This is a genomic window from Frankia sp. AgKG'84/4, from assembly GCF_023242965.2.
Classification (GTDB): domain Bacteria; phylum Actinomycetota; class Actinomycetes; order Frankiales; family Frankiaceae; genus Frankia.
This window is the reverse complement of record NZ_JALKFU020000078.1, coordinates 1-14,510: the sequence shown is the minus strand read 5'-3', so window position 1 is coordinate 14,510 and position 14,510 is coordinate 1. Positions and strand designations below refer to the sequence as shown.

11 protein-coding genes and 2 pseudogenes are annotated in these 14,510 nt (G+C 72.1%); 4 read left to right on the top strand and 9 right to left on the bottom strand.

The annotated features are described in order from the left end of the window. The 3 genes and pseudogenes from MXD58_RS08020 to MXD58_RS08010 all read right to left on the bottom strand — a co-directional run. Positions 1-201, bottom strand: a pseudogene (locus MXD58_RS08020) (hypothetical protein); the annotation flags it as partial. 732 nt (positions 202-933) lie between these two features. Further along, a complete protein-coding gene (gene pdxH / locus MXD58_RS08015; RefSeq protein WP_248840165.1) occupies positions 934-1,620 on the bottom strand; it encodes a pyridoxamine 5'-phosphate oxidase in 687 nt (228 codons plus the stop codon). 74 nt (positions 1,621-1,694) lie between these two features. Next, complete coding sequence (locus MXD58_RS08010) at positions 1,695-2,081, bottom strand: toll/interleukin-1 receptor domain-containing protein (RefSeq protein WP_248840141.1); 387 nt, start codon at positions 2,079-2,081, stop codon at positions 1,695-1,697. 381 nt (positions 2,082-2,462) lie between these two features. On the opposite strand from MXD58_RS08010, the gene MXD58_RS08005 reads away from it, so the two are divergent. Next, positions 2,463-3,572, top strand: a complete 1,110-nt coding sequence (locus MXD58_RS08005; RefSeq protein ID WP_248840142.1) for a citrate synthase 2 — start codon at positions 2,463-2,465, stop codon at positions 3,570-3,572. After that, positions 3,565-4,698, top strand: a complete 1,134-nt coding sequence (serC, locus tag MXD58_RS08000; RefSeq protein WP_248840143.1) for a phosphoserine transaminase — start codon at positions 3,565-3,567, stop codon at positions 4,696-4,698. Before MXD58_RS08005 ends, serC begins: the two co-directional genes overlap by 8 nt. 79 nt (positions 4,699-4,777) lie before the next feature. On the opposite strand, the gene MXD58_RS07995 is transcribed toward serC, so the two are convergent. The 3 genes from MXD58_RS07995 to MXD58_RS07985 form a co-directional block, all read right to left on the bottom strand. Next, entirely contained in the window at positions 4,778-6,145 is a 1,368-nt protein-coding gene (locus MXD58_RS07995) for a citrate synthase (protein ID WP_248840144.1), read from the bottom strand. Positions 6,146-6,414: 269 nt separating this feature from the next. Next, on the bottom strand, positions 6,415-7,152 hold the full coding sequence (locus MXD58_RS07990) for a response regulator transcription factor (protein WP_248840145.1): 738 nt from the start codon (positions 7,150-7,152) through the stop codon (positions 6,415-6,417). Further along, the gene (locus MXD58_RS07985; RefSeq protein WP_248840146.1) at positions 7,143-9,014 is read right to left on the bottom strand and encodes a sensor histidine kinase; all 1,872 of its coding nucleotides are present in this window, start codon (positions 9,012-9,014) and stop codon (positions 7,143-7,145) included. Before MXD58_RS07985 ends, MXD58_RS07990 begins: the two co-directional genes overlap by 10 nt. 312 nt (positions 9,015-9,326) lie before the next feature. Between MXD58_RS07985 and MXD58_RS07980 the strand changes: the two genes are divergently transcribed. Then, positions 9,327-9,758, top strand: coding sequence for a MarR family winged helix-turn-helix transcriptional regulator (locus MXD58_RS07980; protein WP_248840147.1), 432 nt, complete (start codon positions 9,327-9,329; stop codon positions 9,756-9,758). Between the two features lie 27 nt (positions 9,759-9,785). Here the strand turns inward: MXD58_RS07980 and MXD58_RS07975 are convergent, their stop codons facing one another. Together MXD58_RS07975 and MXD58_RS07970 are read right to left on the bottom strand one after the other, a co-directional pair. Beyond that, positions 9,786-10,799, bottom strand: coding sequence for a Gfo/Idh/MocA family oxidoreductase (locus tag MXD58_RS07975; RefSeq protein ID WP_248840148.1), 1,014 nt, complete (start codon positions 10,797-10,799; stop codon positions 9,786-9,788). Between the two features lie 89 nt (positions 10,800-10,888). Next, on the bottom strand, positions 10,889-11,374 hold the full coding sequence (locus MXD58_RS07970) for a winged helix-turn-helix domain-containing protein (protein ID WP_248840149.1): 486 nt from the start codon (positions 11,372-11,374) through the stop codon (positions 10,889-10,891). A gap of 630 nt (positions 11,375-12,004) precedes the next feature. On the opposite strand from MXD58_RS07970, the gene MXD58_RS07965 reads away from it, so the two are divergent. Then, positions 12,005-12,331: a DUF2530 domain-containing protein gene (locus tag MXD58_RS07965; RefSeq protein ID WP_248840150.1), complete on the top strand. Its 327-nt coding sequence runs from the start codon at positions 12,005-12,007 to the stop codon at positions 12,329-12,331. Positions 12,332-12,350: 19 nt separating this feature from the next. On the opposite strand, the pseudogene MXD58_RS07960 reads toward MXD58_RS07965, so the two are convergent. Beyond that, positions 12,351-14,510 (bottom strand): annotated as a pseudogene (locus tag MXD58_RS07960) (sacsin N-terminal ATP-binding-like domain-containing protein); the annotation flags it as partial.

Here is a 14,510-nt window from a genome sequence, read left to right as displayed (position 1 = left end):
GGCCGGCGCCGTCGGGAGGGGCGTGGCGGCTCCGCCGACCGCGGTCCGCGGATACGCCGGCGCCGGCGTCGAGGCCGGACTGCCGGCGACCGCCTGGGTCGGCGTGGGGTTCGGCGTCGTTGCCGATGCGGGTGGTGCCAGCACAATCACCGCCGCCCCGAGAATGCCGGCCGCCATGGCCCGCGATCGGGTCCTGCGCATAAATCCGTCCCCTCGACATCTGCCGGGCCGAAAAGCCTCGACGTGAAGCCTTGATCGAGAAAGAACGTAGCAACGCATCGGCCGGCACGAAAAGGCCGGGTCCGCCGTAGCGGGGTCGTTGGGTGCGGGAATTACCTTTTCGTGGGGAGTCGGGGGTGCACTTCCGAGCCTGCTATTACCCGTGCGCGTCGGCCGGCGGAAGTCGTCCGGAATGGGCTCGCGCGGTGCGGTGAGCGAAGCGGCGGACAGCGGGGGGATCATCCCGGTCGGCGGGCCGGGATGGAGATCGGGCCCGGTCGACGTTTCCGGCGCCACGCCCACACACGGCGGAAAACGTTTCCACCGCTGGACTGTGTGCCGAGATCCCGCGAGGCGGCCGGCCTGGAGCGCCCTTCGACCGCGTCCCCGGCGGTCCTCAGGTCGTGGGGAGAAGCTTCGCCCCCGGGGGTGGCGGTACCGCCGACGCGCAGCCAGAGCAGCTCCGTCAGCTGGCCTCGGTAAGGAGTATCACCAGCTCAGAGCCCTTGGGTGGCAAGACTGCGGCGGATCCCCGGACGGTGTCACCCACCCAGGTTCCCCCGGCCGGGCAGCCCGAGGACAGGCGCCGGCCGCTGGGGAGCCACCCTGGCCGACGGCGCCGCCACGGCGACGCGGCTTTATCAGATCCGTTGAGGTCGCTGGCGGGCTGTGACGTTCCTCGAAAAGTCGCGATGCCGGGTGCGCACACCCTGATCAGGGCGAGAGGCGTTCGACGACCCAGAGGTCCGCTCCCGCGGTGGCCCGCCGGTAGCGCAGTCGGTCATGCAGGCGGTCGGCCCGGCCCTGCCAGAACTCCACGGTCTCGGGCACGAGGCGCAGGCCGCCCCAGAACGGCGGCGTCGGCACCGGCGTGCCCGCCGGCCACCGGCGGGCAACCTCGGCGGCGCGGGCATCCAGCACCTCGCGTGACTCGATGACCTGGGACTGGTGGCTGACCCACGCGCCGAGCTGGGACCCGCGGGGCCGTGAGGTGAAGTAACGCTCCGTTTCGGCTGGGCTGACGCGTTCGACCGCTCCGATCGCGACCACCTGCCGTTGCATGCCATACCAGGGCAGCACGAGTGAGCCGAAGGGGTTCTCCGCGCTCTCCCGCGCCTTGCGGGAGGTGTAGTTGGTGAACAGCACGAACCCGCGGTGATCGAAGCCCTTGAGGAGCACGGTGCGAGCACTGGGTTGCCCGTCCACCGAGGCGGTGGCGAAGACAGCGGCGTTCGCCTCGGGCAGGCCCGTCTGTTCGCCGGTGGCACTCGCCTCGGCGAACCAGTGGGCGAACTGCTCGACCCAGGTGGCTGCCAGCTGCTCCGGCTCCAACCGGCCCGCCTCGTAGTTCCGCCGCAGCGCGGCGGGATCAGGCGAGGGGACCGCACCGTTCTCCGGCAGGGTCCTGGGGCGCGGGGGCGGTCCGGAGCTCGCGGTGGTGGACACCCCTGGATCGTGCCAGGCGCCGTGGACCGTCAGCCGAGTTGATGCAGGATCGCGGCGACGCCGCGATCCCAGTCGGTGGTGAGGTCGGTGCAGGGCTGCCCGCCCAGCCGCATCGGCCCCTCGGCGCCGGACAGAACCGCCGGGAGCAGGCCGATTCCCCGCGCGTTGAGTTCCACGGCCAGGGCCGGCAGAAATTCCTGCGCTATCCAGGGAGCGTGGATTCCGAGGGTCGAATGGCCGAGTACAAGATAGTTCGCTTCGGCGAGTGTTGCATTCATGAACATGGGCACGACATCGCCGATGCGTATCTCCCAGCGGTCGAGGTGCACCGCGTGGCCCACGGCGCTGATCGCTCGTCCCAGCCGCTCAGCTGCGGCGATGTCCGCCGCCCGATGACTGATGAAGACGAGCGCCATGATCCCCCCGAGGTATCCCGCTCCAGGCCGGTGCCTGGCATGACCGATGGGCATTCGCGGTTTCTGCCCGGGATGACCGTAGCTTGCGGCGTAAGGCCGGCGGGGATCGTCCCCCCGACTAGCTATAGGCAGTTTCCTGCAAATAGTCATCTATTCGGACAAAGTTACTTCGGTTCGCGTTGCACCTTGGTGCTCGCGTGGTCGCCGATTCACCCAGAGTGAGTATCGACTGGCTGGTTGCGGTCGGATTCCGGGCGGGAGGCCGTGGCGCTCTGGCGCCGCCGGAGGACCCGGGGCAGGATCGGATGGAGCAGGACCGACGGGGCACGACCTGGACGGCCGCCGGTTGAACCAACGGACAGAAGCGGAGATCCGGACTCGATGGCCGAGAAGACAAGCGATTTCAAGCCCGGTCTGGAAGGCGTGATCGCCTTTGAGACCGAGATCGCCGAGCCGGACAAGGAGGGCAGCGCGCTGCGGTACCGCGGCGTCGACATTGAGGATCTCGTCGGCAAAGTGGACTACGGCCACGTATGGGGGCTGCTGGTCGACGGGTCGTTCGAACCCGGCCTGCCGCCGGCCGAGCCGTTCCCGGTGCCGGTGCACTCCGGTGACATCCGGGTCGACGTGCAGAGCGCGCTGGCGATGCTCGCGCCCTACTGGGGGCTCGGGCAGCTGATCGACATCAGCGCGGAGCAGGCCCGTGACGACCTCGCCCGGGCGTCGGTCGTCGCGCTGTCCTTCGTCGCGCAGTCCGCTCGCGGCCTCGGCCAGCCGGCGGTGCCGCAGAAGGAGGTCGACAAGGCTCGAACGATCACCGAGCGATTCATGATCCGCTGGCGTGGCGACCCGGACCCGAAGCACGTCCAGGCCATCGACGCCTACTGGGCGTCGGCCGCGGAACACGGCATGAACGCCTCCACGTTCACCGCCAGGGTGGTCGCCTCCACCGGCGCCGACGCGTCTGCCGCGCTGTCCGCCGCCGTGGGTGCCCTGTCCGGGCCGCTGCACGGCGGCGCGCCCTCCCGGGTGCTCGCGATGCTCGACGAGGTGGAGCGCACCGGGGACCCGCTCGGCTACGTCCGCCGGGCGCTGGACCGCAAGGAGCGCCTGATGGGGTTCGGGCACCGGGTCTACCGCGCGGAGGACCCGCGCGCCCGCGTGCTGCGCCGCACCGCGCGCGACCTCGGATCGGACCGGTACGAGGCGGCCGAGGCCCTGGAGGCGGCGGCCATCGAGGAGCTCACCAACCGCTTCCCGGACCGCCCGCTGCGCACGAACGTGGAGTTCTGGTCCGCCGTGGTGCTCGACTTCGCCCAGGTGCCAGCCCATATGTTCACGTCCATGTTCACCTGTGCCCGAACCGCGGGCTGGAGCGCCCACATACTCGAGCAGCAGCGCACCGGGCGGCTGATCCGTCCGTCCGCGCGCTACGTCGGCCCCGCGCCGCGCCCGCTCGGTGATGTTCACCCAGGGGTGCCCCGTGGCTGATACCGCGACGGCCCCCGCGATCGAGCTGCCCGAGCGCCTTCGACCGGTGGACGGGCGCTTCGGCTGCGGCCCGTCGAAGATCCGCCCCGAGGCGGTCGCGGCGCTCGCCGCCAGCGGATCGGCCTACCTGGGCACGTCGCACCGGCAGAAGCCGGTGAAGGGCCTGGTCGGCCGGGTGCGGGCCGGGCTCGCCGAGCTGTTCTCCCTGCCGGCGGGCTACGAGGTCCTGCTCGGGATCGGCGGCGCGACCGCCTTCTGGGACGCGGCCGCGTTCAACCTGGTCCGTACCCGGTCCCAGCACCTGGTCTTCGGGGAGTTCGGCGGCAAGTTCGCCGACACGACGAAGGGCGCGCCGTTCCTGGCCGATCCCTCCGTCGTGTCCTCGGCGCCGGGCACGTACCCGGACTGGGCGCCGCAGCCCGGCATCGACGTCTACGCCACCCCGCACAACGAGACGTCCACCGGTGTCGCCCGCCCGGTGCGCCGCCCGGTCGGCACGGACGCCGGGGCGCTGCACCTGGTCGACGCGACGTCCGGGGCCGGCGGCCTGCCGGTAGACGTCGCCGAGACCGACGTCTACTACTTCGCCCCGCAGAAGTGCTTCGCCTCCGACGGCGGCCTGTGGACGGCGTTGGTGTCGCCGGCCGCCATCGAGCGGCTCGCCGAGATCGCCGCCACCGACCGGTGGATCCCGCCGTTCCTTGACCTCACGACGGCGCGGGACAACAGCGGCAAGGACCAGACGTACAACACCCCGGCGGTGTCGACGCTGTTCCTGTTCGCCGACCAGATCGAGTGGATGCTCGGGCAGGGCGGCCTCGACTGGTGCGTGCGGCGCACCGGTGAGTCCTCCTCGACCCTCTACACCTGGGCAGAGAAGACGGCGTACACGACGCCGTTCGTCGCCGACCCGGCGCAGCGCTCCCAGGTCGTCGTCACCATCGACTTCGACGGCGTGGACGCGGCGGCGGTCGCGAAGGTGCTGCGCGCCAACGGTGTCGTCGACGTCGAGCCGTACCGCAAGCTCGGCCGCAACCAGCTGCGGGTCGCCTGTTTCCCCGCGGTCGACCCCGCCGACGTCGAGGCCCTCACCGCCAGCATCGACTACATCGTCGATCGCCTCTGACTCATCGCAGACGGGCGTGCGACGTCGTCCCGTGGATCTTCGACTGGGTGGTCGAAGATCCACGGGAAGCGGTCTGGCCTCAGCGCAGCGGGCGCTCCGGGGCGGCCTGGGCGGCCTGGGCGGCGATCGGGTCGCTGTCGGCGTCGCTGCCCGCGGCACGCTTGTCCATCGGCGTGTACGGGCGCTGGTCGTAGCCGACGTAGAGCTGGCGCGGGCGGGCGATCTTCTGCTCGGGGTCGAGCAGGCCCTCCTCCCACTGGGCCAGCCAGCCCGGCATCCGGCCGATCGCGAACAGCACCGGGAACATCTCCACGGGGAAGCCCATGGCCTGGTAGATGATGCCGGTGTAGAAGTCGACGTTCGGGTAGAGCTTGCGGGAGACGAAGTACTCGTCCTCCAGCGCGATCCGCTCCAGCTCCATCGCCAGGTCGAGCATCGGGTTGGTGCCGGTCACCTTGAAGACCTCGTCGGCGACCTGGCGGATCACCCGGGCCCGCGGGTCGTAGTTCTTGTAGACCCGGTGGCCGAAGCCCATGAGCTTCTTCTTGCCGTCCTTCACCTTGGCGATGAAGGCGGGGATGTTCTCGACCGAACCGATCTCGGAAAGCATCCGCAGGACCTGCTCGTTCGCCCCGCCGTGCAGCGGGCCGTAGAGCGCGGCGATGGCGGCGGCGGCGGCCGAGAACGGGTCGGCCTGCGAGCTGCCGACGGCGCGCATCGCGTTGGCCGAGCAGTTCTGCTCGTGGTCGGCGTGCAGGATGAACAGCACGTCGAGGGCGTGCTCGAGGTTCGGGTCCGGCTCGTACTTGAGCTCGGTGGCCTTCCACATCATGTTGAGGAAGTTCCCGGCGTACGACAGGTCGTTGTCCGGGTAGACGTACGGGAAACCGACCGAGTGCCGGTAGGAGTACGCCGCCAGCGTCGTGATCTTGGCGATCAGGCGGACGATCTGGAGGCGGCGCAGGCCCGGGTCGTCGATCTTCTTCGCGTCCGGGTAGAACGTCGACAGGGCGCCGACCGTGGACACCAGCATGCCCATCGGGTGGGCATCGTGGTGGAACCCGTCGATGAACTTCTTGATCGACTCGTGCACCAGGGTGTGGTGCGTGATCTCGTCTTCCCACGTCGACAGCTCGTCGGACGACGGCAGCTCGCCGGCCAGAAGCAGGTACGAGACCTCGAGGAAGCTGCTCTTCTCGGCAAGCTCCTGGATCGGGTAGCCGCGGTAGCGCAGGATGCCGGCGTCGCCGTCGATGTAGGTGATCGCGCTGCGACAGCTGGCGGTGTTGGTGAACGCCGGGTCGTAGGCCATCAAACCGAAGTCGTCGTCGCCCGTCTTGATCGAACGAAACGCGCTCGCGCGTACCGTGCCATCCGAGACCGGGATCTCATAGGTCCTTCCGGTTCGGTTGTCGGTAACGGTCAGTGTGCTGACCTGCTCGGACACGCCGGGCTCCTCTCGCGGTGGCGATGCCGTCGGTAACGGCTCTGGCCCCAGCCGGGGCGCGCATCCGGATACGGAGCGCTCACGCCGGTTCGCTGGCTCACTATGTTCTTCCCAAGTCTGGCCGCTCTCGCCTGCACATGCGCGTGATCGGTGAGCCTCGTCCCACGTGGGCTGCGCCACCCCCGATCGGGCAGGCACTCTCGCCACCCCTGCCCCGCAGGAGGGCACGCTGGGTGAGTTTCCGGCGGGATTTCGACGTGGTCGGTCACCTACCCGAACGGGGAGGTGCCCGTCGCCTGCCCGCCGCTCGCCGCCGGGGCCGCCCGCCCGGCCGGGGCCAGTACGTCCCCAGGCCCGGTGCCGGCGGCCCGCAGCCAGGTCAGCACGGCGAGCACCCGGCGGTTGTCGTCCGTGGAGGCCGGCATCCCGAGTTTGTTGAACACCCCCGCGATGTGGTTCTCGACGGTCTTCGGAGCCAGATGTAGCCGGCTGCCGATGCCCTGGTTGGAACGACCCTCGGCCATGTGCCCGAGCACCGAGCGCTCCCGGGGGGTCAGTCGGGCCAGCTCGTCAGAGTGGCGCCGATGGGCCAGCAGGCCCGCGACGATCTCCTCGTCGAGCACCAGCCGGCCCTCGATGACCCGCCGTAGCGCGTCCTGGAGCGCCCCGACGTCGTCCACCCGGTCCTTCAGCAGGTAGCCGAGGCCGCCGCTGCCGTCGCCCAGCAGGCGCAGCGCGTAGGGCGTCTCGGCGTAGGTCGACAGCATCAGGACGGCGATCCCGCGATGCTGGCCGCGGATCAGCTCGGCCGCGACCAGACCCTCGTCGGTGAACGTCGGCGGCATCCGGATGTCCAGGATCACCGCGTCCGGCCGGGTCTGCGGCAGGGCGCGGACCAGCTGGTCGGCCTCGGCGTACTGTGCGACGACCTCGACGCCCGAGCTGGCCAGCAGCATCGCCAGGCCCTCGCGGAACAACGTCGAGTCATCCGCGATCACTACACGCACGGATCGACCCCCCCTTCGTCGAGCGGTACGACATGTCTTACCCGTGGCGCCGCGACGGCGGCGCCACCCCACACCGGCGACGTCACGGCGGGTGGTTCGCACGGAATGTCCGCGGCGAGCCGGGTGCCGCCGCCGGACGGGCTGGTGATCTCCAAGGCCCCACCCAGGGCTCGTACCCGGTCGGTGAGGCCGGCGAGCCCACCCCCGTCGACGGTCATGGCGCCGCCCTTGCCGTCGTCGGCGACGACGACGCGGACGACCTGGCCCCTGCGGCGGACCGTGACCACCGCGCGCGAAGCCCCCGCGTGCTTGACCGTGTTCGTGAGCGCCTCGCAGATCGTGTAGTACGCGCCTGCCTCCAGGACGGCGCTGAACCGCTCCTGGGTGACGTCGAGCGTGACATCCAGCGGCAGTGTGGTCGTCACGGTCTCCAGCGCCGGCCGCAGGCCGCCCTGGCTCAGCTGGGCCGGGTGGATGCCCCGGGCCAGGCTGCGCAGGTCCGCGAGGGCGTGACGGAGGTCCTCCCGGGCGGCGTCGATGGCCGAGATCGTATCGGGATCGGTCGCCTTCGTCCGGGCAAGCCCGAGTCTCGTGGCCAGAGCCAACAGGCGTTGCTGGGCGCCGTCGTGCAGATCGCGCTCGAGCCGTCGTCGTTCGTGCAGGCCGGCCTCGACGAGTCGGGCGCGGGAGGAGCTGACCGCGACGAGCTGCGCGGCCACCGTGGCGTGCAGCCGGGCGTTCTCCAGCGCCAGCACGCAGGTCTGCACCGCGGCCGTGACCAGGTCGCGGTTTCGGCGCATGGCCGGCGCGACGATGATCATTGCGAGGGGGCTGCCGGTCGACGTCCGCAGCTCCGTGATGACCTCCGCCGCCCGCGGGCCGGGTGGCTGCCGGGGTGTACCGGTGGCGTCGACGTGGTGTTCCTCCTCGGGCAGCCAGAGGAGGATCTCGGCGGAGTCGTCGTTCAGCACGCTGCGCAGCGCCGACTGCACCACGCCCACCGTCGGCGGGTTCGGCAGGGTGGCGAGCTGCTGGGCGATCCGGGCCCGGACGAACATCCGGCGCAGGACCGCCGCCGCGAACGCCAGCGGGATCGTCAGCAGCGTGAGCGACACCGCCGTGAACTCCGGGCCGATGGAGGGGCCGCTCGGGTTGTAGGCCACGGAGTTGATCGTCGCCGCGATCAGGAAGGCCACCAGCAGCGCGATCGCCACCGGCTGGAAGATCCGCCGGTCGAGTTCGGAGTACTGCCGCAGGCGGTTGCGGACGACCACCAGGAACAGGACGCTGAGCACGACCGTCAGGACGTCCAGCACGTCGACGATCAGATGGAACGTGCCGAGGCCGATCGGTTCGCCGTACCACCAGAGGTTCGCGTCCTCGCGGTACCCGAACCAGGCGGGCCGGGAGATGCCGATCAGTCCCAGGTTGGCCAGCGGGACGACCAGCACGGCCGCGGCGAGCAGGGCCCGCTCGCCGTTGGTGCGCAGCTGGCCGGTGGGATAACGCAGGACGCCCCACCCGATGCAGACCCAGAAGTGCGAGTAGGCGAAGGTCGACAGCAGTGCCGACGGGCCCGTCTCCCAGCCCGCCGTCCAGGACAGCGGCCAGAGCAGTCCGCCCAGCGCGAGCGCCCCGGTCACGCTGCCGAGGGTCTCCTCGCCGTTGAGCATGGCAGCGGTCAGTACGAAGGCCAGCGCCACGGCGACGTTCACGCTGGCCGCGAACGGGCTGGGCCCGAAGGACCGCCACTGGCAGGCGACCGAGAGGGCAGCCGTGACCGACCCGCTGACGGCCAGGCACAGGGAACGGTGCCGCGCGGCGCAGGCGGAGAGGCGGCCGGGAAGGCGCGGATGAGGCACGTCAGTCGACGCTATGTGGCCAGAAACTCACCCGGCAAGGTTCGCACACGCGTGGGGCCACGCTGCGGGTTACCCCGCAATCCGGCCGTGGGAAAGCCCTCGCCAACGCTGGATTCCGCCCCGAAGTCAGGGACGGGTGCCAGGGTGCAACCTGGAGGCACGGATCGGCTCCCGTCGCGGTCGACCGCGAAGGGGCGTCGGACCGCGTCGGGGTCGGCTACCGCCGGGGGGTGGCCGGCCCCGACGGCCGTCGAGGCCGTCGATGCGAGGGCCGCTCGCAATCCGAACGGTACCAGCGAGTACCGTCAGGCGATGGAGACCGGGACGGCCCGTGAAGCCGAACTCGCGTCCGCGCTGCGACTGTCGGTGATGCGGCTTTCCCGACGGATGCGCCAGGAGCGGTCGAGCCAGCTCACCCCCACCCAGACGTCGGCCCTCGCCTCCCTGGATCGGCGGGGCCCCATGACTCTGGGGGAGATCGCCGCCCACGAGCGGGTCCAGCCGCCGTCGATGACGCGAGTGATCGCCTATCTGGCCCTGGAAGGGCTGGTGGAACGCCGGTCCCATCCCACCGACGGCCGCCAAGTGATCGTCGAGGTGACCGACCGGGGTCGATCGCTGCTCAGCGACGACCGGCGTCGTCGCGACGAGTGGCTCACCGACCAGCTCGCCGCGTTGTCCGCGGACGAGGTGGCCACGCTGACGCGGGCCGCGCCGGTGCTGGAAGCCCTCGCCGGCTCCTGACGGGACCAGGCGGCGGCAGCGACGCGCTCAGAGCTCCACCCAGCCGCCACGGCGCTGGGAGGTGCCGGCGGCCGCGATCAGCCGGTTCGCCGCGAGCAGGTCGTGGAACGTCGCGCCCCGCACGAGCCGGGCGTCGTCGAGCTCGGTGACCCGCACGACGTCGCAGGTCGCCTCCATCAGGCCGGGGCGGGCGGTCGCGGCGGCCGGCATCATCAGGTCACGCACCCCGTCGACGTCCTGGCGGCGGATCCGGCGCCCCTGCACCACGACCCGGCCCTCCTCCCCGCACACGGTGATCGTGGCCGTGTCGAGCTGCCCGTTCATCCGCTCGTTGATCAGGACGGTGGCTCCGCTCGCGGTGAGCAGGGCCAGCGTGACCGGCGCGTCCGGGGTCAGGACGGCGGCCGGCATCGCCGCCGGGTCCGCACAGACCGCCAGTACCTCCCCGCACCAGCGCATGATGAGGTCGACGATCTCGACGCGGCCGTTCGGCCCCGTCGGCGCCCCCACGACGGTCATCTGGGTCAGTCGGCCGAGCGAGGACACGGTGGCGGCGACGTGGGTCGCGGCCGGCCAGGCCCGTCCGTCCAGGGCGACGACATGGGCGAGGTCGCCCTCCTCGGCCAGGTCGGCGACGGCGCGCAGGGTCTCCGCCTCGGCGCTGGCCGGGCCGGCGAGCAGCACGTGCAGACCGACCTCGGCCGAGCGCCGGGCGATGATGTCGGAGCCGGGCGGGCGGGTGTCCACGCAGACCGCCTCGAGATCGTCGGTCAGCATCGCGAGCGGATCGGCGTAGGCGCGGCGGACCCCCGCCTCCGCGGCCCAGGCGAGCGACTCGAGGGGCTCCGGCGCCAGCAGGCCGACCACGTCGACGCCGGCCGCCCGCAGCACCCCGGCCGTGGTGCTGTCGGACCCGTCGGTGACCAGGGCCATCGCGAGGGGGAGGTCGGGCTGGCGACGGCGCAGCGCCCGGCGCTGTTCCCGCCACCTCACGGACAGCGCCGGATCACGCGGTGGCACCATCTCGGGAAGCGTCGTCACGCTTCGATAGTGCTCTCGCCGGGCTGCCGTGGTGGGCAGCGGCGCCAATTCTCACTCGGTCGACCGACGGCGCTGGCCGACCTCACCGGTCAGGACTCCAGCGCCGGGTCCACGGCACGGTAGCGGTAGCCGACCCGCCGAATCGTCTCGATGCGGTGCCGGTGTTCCGCACCGAGCTTGCGCCGCAGCCTGGTGACGAGGACGTCGACGGTGCGCAGGTCGGGAGCGGAGTCGTCGTCCACCCGTCGGCCCCACACCGTGGACAGCAGGGCCTGGCGGCTGTGGGCCTTCTCCGGGTTGTTGACGAAGTAGTCCAGCACCTCGAATTCCAGGTAGGTGAGCTGGAGGGCCCGGCCGTCGACGGTGGCGAGCCAGGTGGTGCGGTCGATCCACACGCCACGTCGGGGCGGTGCCGCCGGCTCGGCGGGCCGGATCGGTCGGGTGGCGAGCCGGGCATGGCTCGGCGGGACGGGCAGCGGCACGCGGGGAAGGGTCGCCGTCCCGGCACTCGAGCGCGGCGGCAGAGCCGCCAGGCGCGGCGCCCGGTACGGAAGGACGTTCGTCTGCGGGGTCATCGCTGGCCTTTCGGTCAGTGGTACGTCCGGTTGCCGGGAGCCGGATGGTCGCGGGCCGGGTGGTCAGAGTCCGGAGGGGTGGATCATCGATCTGTCCCGGTGGACCTGGCCCAAGCTCGCCCCGCGTCCGCTGACGGGCGTGCCTGGGATTGGTCCTACCGGGGTCGCACGGGATCCGGATGATCGCGGGGTTCGCGTCGCATCGATTCGCCGCGACGGCACGTCAGCGTCTGCAGGAGACGCGGGCCGACATGGCGCTCGGGGCCGCGACGGTGCTCGATCAGGTCCGGGCCGGCAGCGAGCCGGCCGGCGGATGCTCAGCCGGCCGGACAGGCAGCCGAGGCGACACGGAGCAAATCGATGTGGCTCCGGGTGACCAGGATCAGCCGCTTCAACACAAGAGCAACGGAAACACACGATTCAGGTTGTAGCCAAGGGTGGGTAACTGTGACTTGCTTCACATAGTCGGCCGGAGAGGTAGAGAATCGGCCTGAAGTCGGCACAAATCAGCTCAGAAGTCGTGCCCTCGCCCGTGGTCCGTGACCCGCCTCGCTCAACGTGACCCGCCCGCCGCCGCTCGCTGTCCGTCGATAAAAAGGTCCCCGGTGGACCGGAGTAGCGTCAGCGGCGATGAATTCTCCAGCCAGCGGAGACGCTGCCGCCGGGGACAGCGCGCCCGGTGGCGCCGCCCCGGCCGGCCCCGTGCCGCCGACGTCCACCTTGCCCGTCGGGACGGTCGACGATCTGCCCGCGCCCGAGCCGATGCCCTACGACGGCGTTGCCTCGGTGGCCGTCGGGACCGTGCTGTGGGCGACAGCCGCGCTCGTCATGCTGTTCTTCCTCGACGATCTGCGTGAGGACGGCCACCTGTGGTGGCTGGCGACAGCGATCTGCGGCTTCGTGCTGGGCCTGGCTGGCCTGTGGATCGTCGTCCGGCGCCGTAACCGCCTGCGCTGAGCACGGCGCCGACGGGCGGTCAGGTCTCGTCCAGGTCGTCCTCCGCCGCGCGGAAGGCCGCGCCGTCGGGGTCGCGTAGCTCGGCGGCGAGCGCGTGCCGGCGGTCCCACTGGCCGCCTCGCCAGGCGAGCGCCCGCGCCAGCGCGTCCGGCCCGGCCTGCGCGTCCACGTGCACCTCGCCACCGATGCCGCCGACGACCCGCCACGGCACCGGTGTCGGCTGCCCGGACAGGTCCTCGACCAGCAGGCGGCGGTGCACAAGGTAGGGCGTGCCGTCCGGGGCCCGCCCGGGCTCGCCGCCGGTGGACACGACCTCGCCAGACGCCGTCTCGCCGGCCAGCGGCACGCCGAGAACGTGCGCGACCTCGGCGGCCCGGTCCAGCGGTAGCCGCAGCGACCCGCGCCCACCCACCAGTCGCAGCAGGTCCGGGGCGTCGACGACCACGGCCTGCTCGCCCGGCACGACCCCGTCGGGCGTCCGCACGGTCAGGGGCGGGTCGAAGCGTTCGTCCTGCGCGTCCCGGTGCGGCGCGGCCAGCATCCGGGCGACGGCGTCGACCGCGGCGATGTAGAGGATCCGCGCGGCGGGCCAGGGGATCTCCCGGTCGGCGTCGCCGAGCCGATCGAGCAGATCCATCACGGCGCCCAGGTCGCCGAGGACGTCGTCGAGGGTCAGCCGGGCGCCGAGATGGCGCAGGAACCCGTCGTCGACCCCGTCGAGCGGCGCGGCGGCGGCGAACAGACCCGCGAGCAGCGGATCCGCGGTGGCCAGCAGCAGCTCACGCGGCGGCAGCGGTGGGCCGCCGATCACCGGCAGCACCGCGTGCCGGGCCAGCCACCAGCGGGTGTAGGACGGCTCCGGGGTGAACACGACCTCGCGCAGCGGCGGCCGGGCGAGGTGGGCCAGGGCCTGCGGCCAGGACCGCGGGTCGACGAGCTCGAGGTCGCGGACCGCCGCGAACACGCCGATCATCGCCGGCGCCGGGGACGCACCGGCCGGCGGTCGGCGCAGGTTCGCGGACTGACCCGGCGCGCCGTGATCGCCGGCGGCGACGTCCTCCACCCAGGTGTCGCTGTCGTCGAGATCGAGCAGGATCTGCTCGTCGGCGTCCAACGGCAGGTCGTAGGAGCGGAGCACGCCGAACGAGTGCAGCACGCCGACCCGTTCGAGCACCTCGGCGGGCCAGGCCCGGGCCAGGTCGGCGGACAGCGTCGAGAACGGGGCGTCCTCGTCGAGGACCTGGTCCAGCGGGCCGCCGGCGACGAGCAGTTCGCCGGCCGTGGCGAACTCGCCGTCCGCGCTCGGCAGCAGCAGGTCCGCCAGCCAGTCCAGGCCGGCCGACTCCGTACCGGCGTCCCGGGCGAGCGCCAGCACGGCCCCGGCCAGGGCGAGCAGATCGTCCGGGTGGTCGTCAGGATCGGCATCGAGCACCGCCTCGCGGACCGCGGGGTCGCGCAGTACCCCGGCGGGCGTGCCCTCGACCGCGCCCAGGGTGCGCAGGGCGTCGCGGGCGGTCTCGGCGCAGGCTTCGGGATGGACCACCCGCAGCGGCAGTCCGGAGCGGACCAGAGCCACGATGTCGAGGTCGGCGGTGGGCAGCAGGGTGCCCCGCGGACCGGTGACCATGCGGACGGCCAGGCCGGCGCGCTCGTCGTCCGTCACCTCGGCGAGGGGCACGGGCAGCGCGCCGAGGGCGTCGCGGTCCGGGGCGCCGACCAGCAGGGCATAGAGCCGTCCCCACCAGTGCGGGGGCCGGGTAGCGCCGGCCAGCGCCTCGACCAGCGCGGCGCTGTCCACCCGGCGCACGCCCAGCAGGTCCAGCGCCGAACGCCAGCGCCGGGACGCATAGGACGCCGGCAGCAGACCGGGCACGAGCGCCTCGTCGCCCGCCTCGTCGTCGCCCGCCTCGTCGTCGCCCGCATCGTCGCGTCCCTCGTCGCCGAGGCCGTCGTCGGTGGGCTTGTCGAGGGGCTCGTCGCCGGGCTCGCCGAGTAGCTGGGTCACCGCGTCCGTGGCGGGGCCGAGGTCGCAGACCGAGCACTCCCGGCCGCGCCGTCCGCCGGGGAACAACGCCGCTTCGGGCAGCAGCCGCAGCAGGGCGTCCCGCAGCCGTCCGTCGACCTCCCCGCGCGGCAGGCCGGTCGGGACGATGTCCAGGGCGCCCCGGGGGTCGGGGGT

What these genes read in the sequence shown, in the direction of transcription:
- MXD58_RS08010 (WP_248840141.1), bottom strand. Translation starts at nt 2,081, where the DNA reads ATGGCGCTCGTCTTCATCAGTCATCGGGCGGCGGACATCGCCGCAGCT.
- MXD58_RS08005 (WP_248840142.1), top strand. Translation starts at nt 2,463, where the DNA reads ATGGCCGAGAAGACAAGCGATTTCAAGCCCGGTCTGGAAGGCGTGATC.
- MXD58_RS07980 (WP_248840147.1), top strand. Translation starts at nt 9,327, where the DNA reads ATGGAGACCGGGACGGCCCGTGAAGCCGAACTCGCGTCCGCGCTGCGA.
- MXD58_RS07970 (WP_248840149.1), bottom strand. Translation starts at nt 11,374, where the DNA reads ATGACCCCGCAGACGAACGTCCTTCCGTACCGGGCGCCGCGCCTGGCG.
- MXD58_RS07965 (WP_248840150.1), top strand. Translation starts at nt 12,005, where the DNA reads ATGAATTCTCCAGCCAGCGGAGACGCTGCCGCCGGGGACAGCGCGCCC.